Genomic DNA, 12,708 nt, shown 5'->3' on the forward strand with positions numbered 1-12,708 from the left:
AGCTATGAAATCCGGAGATTGAAGAATGGCGCTCCTGCTCGATAGCCGCTCGCGCGGACAGAATTCGGGCGCCGTCGCGCGTGACTTGGCGGCGAAGCTCGAACAGATCCAGTCGAAGCAACAGCATCTCGTTCCCGAGGGCGTCTTCGACATCGACGCCTCTCGGATCTGGTTCGATGAATTCGCGCGTCTCGTCGCACAGGATGCACGACCGCATCCGATGACGGTGTCGCAGCAGGTCTTCACAGGGCCGAAAGGTCCCGTGAGGACACGCGTCTACACGCCCCGCGCCCATCGTTCCGTCATCCTCTTCGCGCATGGCGGCGGCTGGGTCATCGGCAGCATCGACACCCATGACCACATCTGTCGATGGCTCGCGGCCGCTACAGGCAGCCAGGTGATCTCGGTCGATTATGCGCTGGCGCCCGAGCATCCCTACCCGGCGGCCATCCAGCAGACGGCTGCGGTGATGACCACCGTCGTCGCAGAGCATGAGGGCGACGGACGCACAGTCTTCCTCGCCGGCGACTCGGCCGGTGCCAATGTCATGGCCATGGCACTGTTATCCGCCGGTCCCGATACCGCTGCTGGCCTTGCGGGCTTTATCTCGATCTATGGCGCCTATTCCCCGCAGATGAACCTCTCCTCGCACAAGCTCTATGGCGACGGCCGGTTCGGGCTCGGCGAAACGCAAATGCGCTGGTTCTGGAACCTCTATGCCCCGCATGTGCCGCCGACCGAACGACATAGGCTTACGCCTGTCGGCGCAGACTTGAGCTTCTTTCCGCCGACGCTATGCATCGGGGCGGAATGCGACCTACTGCTTGACGATACACTCGCCTTTTATAGCAGCCTCGCCCATTGCGGCGTCGACGTCGCGCTCTCGCTGTGGTCTGGCATGACGCATGGCGCCCTGCATTTCGCCGACATTGTCGATAGTGTCTCGACCTCGGCGAGTTCTATCGTCCACTATGTCGACGAGCGCCGCCGTTCCGTTGGCGATCTGCACCCTGCCGCGCCAGCCAGCCTTGTCCGGGCACTTCAAGGGGAGCCATCAGGACGATTGTCGTCCACGGTCATGACCGGAGAGGATGCGCTGACGGATTTCGGCTCCGTGCGCATCGCGCCGATCCGCAGCCCGTTTCTGACCAGCCGGTCGCGTTCGCATGGCGCGGTCACGCATCGGCTCGCGACCGAGATCATAGGCGGCACCTATCTCCCGGGATCGATCCTGCCGACCGAGGATGCGGCGAGCACTGCCTTCGGCGTTTCTCGCGGTGCCTATCGCGAGTCCGTCCGCACGCTGGCCGCAAAGGGCCTCGTCCATTCGCTGCCGAAGGTCGGGACGCGGATCAACGAGCGCTCGAGCTGGCGGCTGCTCGATCCCGATGTCCTGGCCTGGCACCTTGAATCCAATTGCACGGCCGCCTTCGTGCGCAGCCTCTTCGAGGTTCGCAAGGTCGTCGAGCCGAGCGCCGCAGCGCTGGCCGCCCGGCGACGCGACGAGGCCGGTCTCGCGGGGATGGCGGAAGCCATGTCGCGGATGGCTACGCATGGGCCGGCCGATGCCGGCTGGCAGTCAGCGGTGCTCGATTTTCACGAGCGGTTGATCGCCTGCAGCGAGAACGACGTGCTCGCGGCCATGTGGCCGGCGATCCAAGTCACGCTGCAATGGTCTCTCGCCCTGCAGGACTCGGCCATCCCGGCGCGTCCGGGCGGCGACCCGGTAGCCGATCATGCCAAGGTGTTCGAGCGCATTGTCGCACAGGATGCCGAGGGCGCCCTGCAGGAGATGGCTTATCTGATTGATGGAGCCCTGTCGGAAACGCTACTGCTGATCAGCCGGGCCCCGCCGTCCGCCGCGACCGGGGAGGCCGCCACGCGTCCGGATCCGGCCAACGCATGAGCGCGGCCGGAGACTGGGCGCGCTTGCCAATTTGCCCAGCGAGGCGATAGGGCTGGGGTCGGTCGCCGCCGATCTTCGCCCTTGAGCCGGGAAGTGCCATGTCCAGCCGCTTCGCAAGACCCGCCCTCCTTGCCCTCGCGCTGATCCTCACCGCGGCTCCGGCCTTCGCCGATCCGCTCGCCGATAGCATCGCGACGATCGATCCGTCAGTCCGCCAGATCCGCGTTCCCGGAAGCTGGGAAAAGGACGGCAAGAAGGGCATTTACCGCGTCGTCCTGACGCGCACGGCCGATGCGCAGCCGACGGCGCGGCTGTTTGTCCAATGGCTGGTCCTTGCCTCCGACGGCACGCCGAGCCTCGAACGCAGCATAGAGATCAGCGAGCTTGCGGCGCTCAAGCTTGATGTCGCCGACTTCACCACCGACATCGAAGGCGGGCTTACGGTGTTCCTCGAGATTGCCCACCCAGCCGCCGATGCGGCAGCGAGCTACGAGCTCATCGTCGATGACGACGGGACCTATCGCTTCGGCCTCGCCAGCAATTAGGCGGCAGATAATCCGGCCGGTTCGTTTACCGAACTTGCTTGAAACATTTGACAAATCGATCGAAATGCACATATCTGCGCTTGTCTTTCATCGATGGCGACGCACGCCTCTGGTGCCCCATCCAGCCTTCGGGCCCAACTCTTCTTGGACATGACCTTTTCAACGCTCGGGCTCAGCCCAAAGGTGCTCGCTGCCGTTGAGGCAAGCGGTTATACCGTTCCGACGCCGATCCAGGCGGAGGCGATCCCCCATGTTCTGCAGCGCCGCGACGTTCTCGGCATCGCGCAGACCGGTACGGGCAAGACGGCGGGCTTTGTCCTGCCGATGATCACGCTGCTCGAACAGGGTCGGGCCCGGGCGCGCATGCCGCGAACGCTGATCCTTGAGCCGACGCGTGAACTCGCCGCGCAGGTCGAAGAGAACTTCAACAAGTACGGCCAGAACCACAAGCTGAACGTCGCCCTGCTCATCGGCGGCGTTTCCTTCGGTGATCAGGAGAAGAAGCTGGATCGCGGCGTCGACGTGCTGATCGCGACGCCGGGCCGGCTGCTTGATCATTGCGAGCGCGGCAAGCTCCTGACCAGCGGCGTCGAGATTCTCGTCATCGACGAGGCCGACCGCATGCTCGACATGGGCTTCATTCCGGACATTGAGCGCATCGTCAAGCTGCTGCCATTCACGCGCCAGACGCTGTTCTTCTCGGCCACCATGCCGCCGGAGATCCAGCATCTCGCCGATCTGTTCCTGTCGAATCCGGTCCGGATCGAAGTTGCCAAGCCGGCGACGACGGCCAAGACCGTCACGCAGCTCTTCGTTCATACCGGCCGCGAGTCGGCGGACAAGCGCGTGGTTCTGCGCGAGTTGATCCGCGGCGCGACCGACCTCAAGAACGCGATCATCTTCTGCAATCGCAAGCGTGAAGTCGCCGTTCTCGCCCGCTCGCTGGAGAAGCACGGCTTCTCGGTCGGCGCTCTGCATGGCGACATGGACCAGCGCGCCCGCATGGCGACGCTGGATGCCTTCAAGAACAACCGGCTGACCCTGCTCGTCGCGAGCGATGTCGCCGCACGCGGCCTCGACATTCCGGACGTCAGTCACGTCTACAATTTCGACATTCCGACCCATGCGGACGACTATGTCCACCGCATCGGCCGCACCGGACGCGCCGGCCGATCCGGCACTTCGATCACGCTCGTGGCGCCCGCCGACCAGAAATATCTCTCGGCGATCGACAAGCTGACCGGCGACGGTGTGAAGTGGCTGGAAGTCGCCAGCGGTGGCGCCTCGGCGCCACAGGCCGAGGAAGCTGAGCCGACCGAGCGCAAGCGCGGTTCGCGTCGCCGCAGTTCGTCGGAGCGCGGCGCTGCTCCCGCCGCTGAAGTCCGCGAGGCGGCTCCGGAAGCCCTGGAGCCAGCGCCGAAGCCGGTCGCCAAGGTTCCGGTCCAGGACAGGAAGCCCGAAGGTCCGGTCACGGCGGGGCGCCCCGAAACGCGCCCCAGGACTGAGCGGCCCGAGCGCCCTGCCGGCCGCCAGTCCCGGCATGATCGCCATGAGCGCGACGACGAGCCGGTGATCGGCCTCGGCGATCACGTGCCCCAGTTCCTGCTGCGGCCCGTTCGCGCCCCGTCGAGCTAAGCTGGCCTTCGCCGGCCTTCGATCGCGCGCAACTCCCTCCCCCCTCCCTCCGAACCCAACTGCGCTTAGCCGTCTCCGACTGCTGTTCAGGTGCCCGCTGCAACCGGGAAGCCGATGAAATTGCTCGCCCAAGCGGTTTCTTGAGGGGGAATGATTGAAATTGGCTTGACGGATTTAATCTCCGCTTAGAAAGTTCTCGCTTAGATTGCAACCAGACGAATGGTGAGCAGCCATGGGTGGACGTCTGGGGAGCGAGATGAGCGAGCGCAGCGACTTTCTAAGGACCCTTGGCTTCGCGGAGTCGGCGCTGGCGCATCTCCGTCGTCACGAACTGCCAGCGACACCGCGGAATTTCGAGTTCTGGTATGTCTATGCCGCAGGCTTCAATCCTCCTTTCTGCCACGCCGTGAACGACATCATCCGACTTCGCGGTCGTATCGATATCGACGACATGCAGCATCTGCACGGAATCTTCCTGTCGCAGGGGCAACTTGGCGATCGTATTGAGGAAATCGGCGATCGGCTGACCACGGAAATCAGCGAAATCTCGGCCAGCATCGCCGCGACTCTCACCGAAACGGCGACCTACGGCGCCAATCTCGCCGTTACTATTGCCCGCCTTTCAGAGACCGGATCAATCGATGAGGCGCTCCAGACGCTTGATCGCTTGGTCGAGGCGACGCAGAAGATCGAAGCCCAGAAGATCCGCCTCGACGCGCGCCTGATCGAGTCCAATGCTCATTTCGAGGCCCTGCAGTCGAACCTCGAATCGATCCGCTATGAATCGATGAGCGATCCGCTGACGACTTTATCCGCCCGTCGGCACTTCGATCAGGAAATCGAGCGAGCCGTCGCGGAGGCCGCGGCGATCGGGGCACCTCTGTCCCTGATCCTGACAGACATCGACCATTTCAAATCGTTCAACGACCGTTTCGGACACCAGACCGGTGACCACGTCCTGCGCCTCGTCGCCCAGGCGACCAAGCAGAACATCAAGGGCCTGGACATCGCCTGCCGCTATGGCGGCGAAGAATTCGCGATCATTCTGCGTCAGACGAGCGAGGCGCGGGCTATCGAGGTCGGCGAGCAGATCCGTCAGGCGGTGATGGGGAGGGAAATGGTGAAGCGCTCGACGGGCGAGAACATCGGCCACGTGACCGTTTCGGTCGGCATCGCCTCGCATCGGCCGGACGATACGTCACAAAGCCTCATCGAACGGGCCGACGCCTGCCTTTATGCCGCCAAGCGCGCCGGACGCAACCGGGTTGTCGCCGAGTCGACGCCGCAAGCAGCGCTCGACGTCGCCTGAGGGGGCTCGTCGCCGGAGGCTCGGTCGTTGAAAGCCTCAGGTCTTGCCGAGGCTCCAGGTTACGAGTTCGCGCAATACCTGATCGAGCGCGACGTTGAGGCCGGCCACGACCGATGGCGCATCGTCCGCCAGGACCGGCACCTCCGCTCTGAACACACGGAACGCCACGACGCGGCCGGTCCGATCATTCATCATGCGCGACGATATCTCGACGACGGCCGTTCCACCGGCGGAGCCCGTTGCGCCCGCTTGATAGCCGAAGCTGCGTATGTCGGTGAGCAGTTGATAGTCGATCGACAGCCCCTCGCCTGGACGGCCGACGGCTCGAGCCTGCTTGGTCTTCTCGAAGGCCTCGATGATCCGCGCCTGAACGACCCGTGGAAGCGTGTCGGCATATTGCGCGTTCGGATAATAGGCGACGAGCGCACCGCGGGTCACGGCGATGCGCTGGCTGTCGAGTATCTTCAGCGCCGATGGCGACGGCACCAGGATCTGCGCCGAACTGCCGCCCCGCACATTCTTGAGGTCGGCGGGACCCGTCAGCTCATAGGTATTGGGCGGCGGCGCGGTCAGAAGCGAGCTGACGCAGCCGGAGAGCGTAAAGAGGCTCAGCAGGGCTGCCACCGCCGATAGGGAGCGGAAGCGTGACGAGTTCGACGTGACCATGGTTCGGACCTGTCCCATATCTTACTTCCGGTTGTAGTCCTTGACCGTCGGATTTCCGAAGACAAAGCCCTGCGGATTGCTCTGGATCGAATTCAGAGTCTGATCGAATTTTGAGGTCGTTCTCTGCAGTTGGTTGACCAGCCCGTCGACATTGCGCAGCCCCGGCCCCGTGAAGCTGGCGAGATTGTCGGCGATCTGGCCGGCGCGGTTCTGGAACGCCTCGGCAATCACGCGGATCGAATGCGCGGCGGCAGTCGCCTCCTGGAAGAAGCTCTTGCCGTTTGGATCGTTGAGCATGTTCTGCGCACTGCCCAGCAAGCCATCGATCTTCGCCGACGCGTCGTTGAGACGCTTCACCAGCGAATCCGAATTCGCAACAATCGTGTTGAACTCCGGCTGCTTGCCGTTGACGAAGCTGACAAAATCACGCGTATCCGCCAGCGCTCTGCGGGCATTATCGACCATCTTGTCGATATCGACGGTGGCCGTCTGAACGCGGGTCGCCACGGTAGCGATGTCCGACAAAGCGCTCTGCACCTTGTCGACCGGAATCGCGTCGAGGATATTCTGCGTGCTCGTCAGCGCGGTGCTCAGTTGGCCCGAAACCGTCTTCACATTGGCGACGATCTCGGGGAACTGATCCGAGGATTTCGCGATCTCGCCTGAAATCGTCTCGATATGGTTCAGCGTATCCGAGACCTTTTGCGGATCGACCGAGGCGACGATCTTGTCGGCCTTGGCGACCAGATCCTGGAGATCGCCGGACAGCGCGCCGATTTTCTTGGACAGATCGCCGACATTGCCCATGAACTCGTCCACACCTGCCGAGTTCTTGGCCAGAGCGTCGGTGAAGGTTTGGATATTGCCGAGCGACGTCTTCACTGTCGGCTCGGCGGTATCGAGGATGCCGTTCACGCGGTCCGCAGCGCTGTTGACCTTGTTGAGCAGGTTCTGCGCGCTCGCCATCAGATCCTGCAACCCGCCGGGCTGCGCCCGCAAGGTCGGGATACCTTCCTGATCGAAAATGCTGGGCTCGCTGGGCGAACCGCCGAGGAACTCGATCGACGCGACGCCGGTCAGACCCTGGATACCGATCGAAACCTTGGTATCTTTCTTCACGGGTTGCGACGGGTCCACGGAGATCATCGCCTCAACCTCGTTCGGGTCCTGGGCATTGATCCGAAGGCGCGTCACATCGCCGATGCGGATGCCGTTGAACAGCACCTGACTGCCGGTGGCGAGCCCCGTCACAGAGCCGGGAATGAGGATGCGCATGGGCTTGCGCGCGCCGCTTTCGTCATAGCGGGCCAGCCAATAGACGAATGCGAAGCAGGCAATGATCACGCCAAGGGTGAAGATACCGATCGTCGCATAGTTCGCACGCGTTTCCATGCCGACCCGACTAAGCCTCCAGGCGGCGCGCTCTGACGCCGCGGAAATATTGTTGAACCCAAGGATGATCGAAGGCCAGCATGTCCGCCACCGTGCCCTCGATCAGGACATGGCGGTCGCCCAGCACGGCGATTCGGTCGCAAACCGTGTAAAGACTGTCGAGATCATGGGTTACCATGAACACGGTCAGCCCCAAAGTGTCGCGCAGCGTCGCGATCAGTTCGTCGAATTCGGCCGCGCCGATTGGGTCGAGCCCCGATGTCGGCTCGTCGAGAAAGACGATGTCGGGATCCATCGATAGCGCCCGCGCGAGGCTGGCGCGCTTGATCATGCCGCCCGAGAGTTCCGAAGGCAGCTTCTCGGCCGCGTCCGGCGCGAGGCCGACCAGCTCGATCTTCAGCCGGGCGAGTTCCTCCATCAGGCGCGGCGATAGATCCATGTGCTCACGGAGCGGAAACTCGACGTTCTGCAATACGGTGAGCGAGGAGAATAACGCGCCCTGCTGGAAGAGCACGCCGAGCCGCTGGTCGATCATCGTGCGCGTCTTCGTGTCGGCCTCGTCATAGGGCGTACCTAGGATTTCGACCGATCCGCTCGTCTTGGGCTGCAGGCCGAGTATCGTGCGCAGCAGTACCGACTTGCCGGTTCCGGACGCGCCGACAATGCCAAGGATTTCGCCGCGGTAGACGTTGATGTCGAGGTTCTCGAGAATGAGATGATCGTCGAAGCCAACGGTTATGCCTCGACCGCTGATCACTACTTCTCTCTCGGGGGGGGCTTCGCCTCGCCGGACAGCCATGATCAATAACTCACGGCGCTGAAATAGATGGCGAAGACACCGTCGACCACGATGACCATGAAGATCGCCTTCACGACCGACGAGGTGGTGCGCGCGCCGAGCGATTCGGCGCTGCCCTGCACGCGGAAGCCTTCCGTTGCTGCGATGATGCCGATGATCAGCGCCATGAACGGCGCCTTGATCAGCCCCACGAACAGCGTGTTGAGCGCCACGGCATCCCGCAGGCGCATGATGAAGGCCGAGGGCGGCAGGCCGACATAGATCCAGGCGACCAACCCGCCGCCGATCAGCGCAGCGATGTCAGCGAGGAAAGTGAGCATCGGCAAGGCGATGATCAACGCCAGGATACGAGGCATCACCAGCACTTCGGTGGGATTGAGGCCGATCACGCTCAACGCGTCGATCTCCTCGCGCATCTTCATCGAACCGATTTCGGCCGTGAAGGCGCTGCCCGAGCGGCCGGCGATCATAATGGCGGTCAAGAGCACGCCGAGCTCGCGCAGGACGAGCACGCCGACGAGATCGACGACATAGACCTCGGCGCCGAAGGGACGGAGCTGGAATGCGCTCTGCTGGGCGATGATCGCACCGATGAGGAGCGACATCAGCGAGATGATCGGGACTGCGCGAAGGCCGGTCCTGTCGATGTGATAGATGATCGAGGTGAAACGGAAGCGAGCCGGTTGGGCCAGCGCCTTGATGAAGCCCAGCGTTACGCCGCCCAGAATGCTGAGTCCCGCCTCCAGATCGTTGGCCGATCCGTACATGGCGCGGCCGACGCCTTCGAGAAGATCCCGGCCGACACTGGGGTGCTTCCGGCGCGGCGGCGGCTCGCGCTCGGCCGAATGCACGGCCTCCAAAAGACGGTGGATGTTCTGCGTGCCGCCGGCGACCTCGTAGGACACGCCTTTCGCCTCGAGCGATCGCTCCAGACGCGTCAGTAGCCAGGCGCCGGATGTATCGACGTGATCGATCTCGTCGAGGTCGATCGTCACCTTTCCATCGATGCGGGAAACTGCGTCATCGACAGCCGCCTCGAGGTGGTTGGCCTCGTCAAGCATCCACCGGCCACGCGCCACGATGCGCAGTTGCCCGTCGGCGTCGACAAAGTCGAGACTTGCCAGATCTGTCGCCGACACAACCACCCCGGATTCGGACAAAGCCATCGGAAGCGTTTCGCGGCGGCCCTTGTGGCGCCGTCGGGTGCCTCCTAATCTCCCGGTTCGAGCTAAGGTAGTGCATGAGCGCGACGGGCTGAGCAAGCCTTACGCCGGAAGGAAGTCGTTGATGGATATTATGAGGCCCTATCTGTTGTTTTTGGGTGACGTTCCAGATTCCCTCGCGGCGAAGACAGCCCTTGGCATCGTGGACTGGCGCCCGGAATGGTGCCTCGGCCAGTTGCGCCTTCCCGGTTGCAAGGCGGATGCCGGAATTCCCGACATGTCGGTGGCCGAAGCCCGGGCGGCGGGTGTGCGCACCATGATCGTCGGCGCGGTCAATGCAGGCGGCGTCTTACCGGATCATTGGGTGGCGTCGATCGTCGAGGCCATCAACGCCGGCTTCGACATCGCCAGCGGACTGCATTCGCGGCTTTCCGACAATCCGTCGATTCGAGCCGCCGCCGAGCACAAGGGCGTTCATCTCCACGATGTCCGCCACAGCCATGAGCGCTTCGCGACCGGCAAGGGCACCAAGCGGCCCGGCTTGCGCCTGCTGACCGTGGGAACCGATTGCTCCGTCGGCAAGAAATATACGACGCTGGCTCTGGAGAGAGGCATGCGCGCGGCGGGTTTCGACGCCGATTTCCGCGCTACCGGGCAGACCGGCGTCTTCATCTCGGGCCGGGGCGTCGCCATCGACGCGGTCGTGGCAGATTTCATTTCCGGGGCGGTCGAATGGCTCTCCCCGGCGGCGGCGCCAGGGCATTGGGATCTCATCGAAGGTCAGGGATCGCTCTTCCATCCCTCCTTCGCCGGCGTTTCGCTCGGGCTGCTGCATGGCGCGCAGCCGGACGCCTTCGTCGTCTGCCACGAGCCGACCCGCACCAAGATGCGCGGCGTGGCACACCCCCTGCCCTCGATCCAGGAAGTGATCGACCTGACCATTGCCTGCGGCAGGTTGACCAATCCAGCGATTGCCTGCGTCGGCATCGCGATCAACACCTCGGCGCTGTCCGACGCGGAGGCTTCCGCCTTGCTCGCCAGCACGACGGAGACCTTTGGCCTGCCCACCGTCGATCCGATTCGCAGCGGAGTCGGGCCGATCGTCGATCACATCGCCGTAATCTTCCCGCCCACCACCGACGCCTGACATGTATCGCGACCTCACCGTCGATATCGAACGCTGGCCGATCGCGGGGCGCTTCGTCATTTCCCGCGGTGCCCGCACGGAAGCGACGGTCGTCGTGGCTACGATCACAGACGGGCAACATCGGGGACGCGGCGAATGCGTTCCCTATGCGCGCTATGGCGAGACGGTGGAGGGTGTCGCAGAGGCTATCCGCGCGCAGAAGCACGCCATAGCCGGGGGCATTGACCGCGACGGGCTTGCGGCCGAGATGCCGCCCGGAGCGGCCCGAAACGCGCTCGATTGCGCGCTTTGGGATCTTGAGGCGAAACGCTCTTCGATTTCGGTGGCCAAGCGGCTCGGCATCACGCCCGTGCCGCTGGTGACAGCCTACACCCTGAGCCTTGGCGAACCGGCTGACATGGAAGCGGCGGCGGCGCGCGCTTCGGGACGTCAATTGCTGAAGGTGAAACTCGGCGGTGACGGCGACGTTGAACGTATCGCGGCGGTGCGGCGCGGGGCGCCGCTTTCGCGCCTGATCGTCGATGCCAACGAGGCCTGGTCCGAAGCGAACTTCGAAGCATCGATGCAGGCGTGCCTCAAGGCCGGTGTCGAACTGATCGAGCAGCCCCTGCCCGCCGGCGCGGAAGAATGGCTTGGCGAGGTGAAGCGTCCGATCCCCATTTGCGCCGATGAGAGCCTGCATGTAGCGAATGATCTCGCCGAACTCGTCGGACGCTACGACGCGGTCAACATCAAACTCGACAAGACCGGCGGGCTCACCGAGGCTCTCTCTCTGGTGCGCGCGGCGCGCGCGGCCCGTCTCAAGGTCATGGTCGGCTGCATGGTCGGAACGTCGCTCGCCATGGCGCCGGCCGTTCTTCTCGCCCAGGGCGCAGATTTCGTCGATCTCGACGGTCCCTTGCTGCTCGCCCGCGACCGCGAATTCGCTCTAGACTATCCGGACAGCCTGGTCAGCCCGCCCTCCCCGGCACTTTGGGGATGAAGCGGCGATAGTAAAAGAGGACGCCGAGCGCCATCACGGGGAATATCGTCATGAAACCGACGGCCCCTCCCTGGAAATGGACATAGAGCGGCCCCCCGGCGAGCGTCGTCAGCGCCATCAGCAGGCCCGCTGCCACCTGGCAGGCGCCCTGGGCCGAGGCCGTCCGCTCTTCATCGACATCCCGCGCAATGCCCATCTGCATGCCGACGAAAGCGGCCGCGAAGGTCAGGCCATGCAGGGTTTGCAGCAAGAGCGACGGGGCAAAATGGGTGATGAACGGATACAACGTCCAGCGCACGATGGCGCCGATGGCACCGACGATGATGAGGCCCTCGGCGCCGAGCCAACGGAAGCGTCCCGAGAAGCGCAGCATGAGCACTTCGGCGATCACTCCGATCGCCCATAGCGCGCCGATCTCGGATCCCGAGAAGCCGAGGCTCGCCCAGTGGATCGAGCTGAAGCCGTAGAAGACGCCGTGGCTTGCCTGGATCAGCGAGGTCGAGATCAGGATCGCGAGGAAGCTTCGCTTCGCCAGGACCGACCAGACAGAGACGGGCGCCGTCGCAGGCTTGGCAGCGTCGTCCATCGCGCGCTCAATCGGCGGCGTGACCGGCAGGAAGAAGGCTGCGATGGCGGCGATCGCATAGCCACCCACCAGCAGCAGCGTCAGCACCGGCTCGCCGAACCAGCCAACGATGGCGCCGGCGACCAGACTGACCGCCACAAAGCTGATCGAGCCCCACACGCGCATAGTGCCATAGTCGAGGCCGAAGCGGCGATATCCTGTGAGGGCGAGGGCATCGGTCGCCGGCTGGATCAGCGACGTAACGCTGATGGCAAGTCCCGTCAGGATCAGGATCGCCACGGGGCCCGAAACGAAGACGGCCGGTACGAAGCAGGCGAGAGCCAGGATGGCAAAGAGGACGATGGCGAAGCGCCGGTTCGGTGCGCGATCGGCGACCCAGCTGCCGATCGGCGTGAAGATCAAACGGGCAAACAGCGGGAGCGCCAGGCAAGCCGAGATGAGTTCGGGCGTGAAGCCACGATATTTGAGCCAGACCGGCAGAAAAGGCACGACTATGCCGCCGATCACGAAGGATGCGGCGTAGAAGATCGAGATTCGAAGAGCAAATGTCGGCGGGGCGGCGGGCATCAGGAGTCATT

Annotated in this window: 11 protein-coding genes; 6 read left to right on the plus strand and 5 right to left on the minus strand. The window is 63.9% G+C overall.

What is annotated here, in order from left to right; genetic code table 11:
* Positions 1-25 precede the first annotated feature (25 nt).
* The 4 genes from OSH05_RS16710 (at position 26) to OSH05_RS16725 (ending at position 5,395) form a co-directional block, all read left to right on the plus strand.
* A complete protein-coding gene (locus OSH05_RS16710) occupies positions 26-1,906 on the plus strand; it encodes an alpha/beta hydrolase fold domain-containing protein (RefSeq protein WP_104219193.1) in 1,881 nt (626 codons plus the stop codon).
* Positions 1,907-2,004: 98 nt separating this feature from the next.
* The gene (locus OSH05_RS16715; protein WP_104219194.1) at positions 2,005-2,451 is read left to right on the plus strand and encodes a hypothetical protein; all 447 of its coding nucleotides are present in this window, start codon (positions 2,005-2,007) and stop codon (positions 2,449-2,451) included.
* A 150-nt stretch (positions 2,452-2,601) separates the two neighbouring features.
* Complete coding sequence (locus OSH05_RS16720; RefSeq protein WP_104219195.1) at positions 2,602-4,086, plus strand: DEAD/DEAH box helicase; 1,485 nt, start codon at positions 2,602-2,604, stop codon at positions 4,084-4,086.
* 256 nt (positions 4,087-4,342) lie between these two features.
* Positions 4,343-5,395: a GGDEF domain-containing protein gene (locus OSH05_RS16725; protein ID WP_104219196.1), complete on the plus strand. Its 1,053-nt coding sequence runs from the start codon at positions 4,343-4,345 to the stop codon at positions 5,393-5,395.
* 36 nt (positions 5,396-5,431) lie between these two features.
* Here the strand turns inward: OSH05_RS16725 and OSH05_RS16730 are convergent, their stop codons facing one another.
* The 4 genes from OSH05_RS16730 to OSH05_RS16745 are packed head-to-tail and all read right to left on the minus strand — an operon-like array spanning position 5,432 to position 9,418.
* Positions 5,432-6,079: an ABC-type transport auxiliary lipoprotein family protein gene (locus OSH05_RS16730; RefSeq protein WP_104219197.1), complete on the minus strand. Its 648-nt coding sequence runs from the start codon at positions 6,077-6,079 to the stop codon at positions 5,432-5,434.
* A gap of 3 nt (positions 6,080-6,082) precedes the next feature.
* Complete coding sequence (locus OSH05_RS16735; RefSeq protein ID WP_104219198.1) at positions 6,083-7,453, minus strand: MlaD family protein; 1,371 nt, start codon at positions 7,451-7,453, stop codon at positions 6,083-6,085.
* Positions 7,454-7,463: 10 nt separating this feature from the next.
* The gene (locus OSH05_RS16740) at positions 7,464-8,252 is read right to left on the minus strand and encodes an ABC transporter ATP-binding protein (protein ID WP_104219199.1); all 789 of its coding nucleotides are present in this window, start codon (positions 8,250-8,252) and stop codon (positions 7,464-7,466) included.
* A 2-nt stretch (positions 8,253-8,254) separates the two neighbouring features.
* A complete protein-coding gene (locus OSH05_RS16745) occupies positions 8,255-9,418 on the minus strand; it encodes an MlaE family lipid ABC transporter permease subunit (protein WP_104219200.1) in 1,164 nt (387 codons plus the stop codon).
* Between the two features lie 121 nt (positions 9,419-9,539).
* Between OSH05_RS16745 and dgcN the strand changes: the two genes are divergently transcribed.
* The gene (gene dgcN, locus OSH05_RS16750) at positions 9,540-10,562 is read left to right on the plus strand and encodes an N-acetyltransferase DgcN (protein ID WP_104219201.1); all 1,023 of its coding nucleotides are present in this window, start codon (positions 9,540-9,542) and stop codon (positions 10,560-10,562) included.
* Position 10,563: 1 nt separating this feature from the next.
* Positions 10,564-11,544, plus strand: coding sequence for an N-acetyl-D-Glu racemase DgcA (gene dgcA, locus OSH05_RS16755; protein ID WP_104219202.1), 981 nt, complete (start codon positions 10,564-10,566; stop codon positions 11,542-11,544).
* Here dgcA and OSH05_RS16760 read toward each other — a convergent pair.
* Entirely contained in the window at positions 11,513-12,697 is a 1,185-nt protein-coding gene (locus tag OSH05_RS16760; RefSeq protein ID WP_104219203.1) for an MFS transporter, read from the minus strand. The genes dgcA and OSH05_RS16760 overlap by 32 nt on opposite strands.
* Positions 12,698-12,708 lie beyond the last annotated feature (11 nt).

The sequence above is a fragment of the Kaistia algarum genome, from assembly GCF_026343945.1.
GTDB lineage: Bacteria > Pseudomonadota > Alphaproteobacteria > Rhizobiales > Kaistiaceae > Kaistia > Kaistia algarum.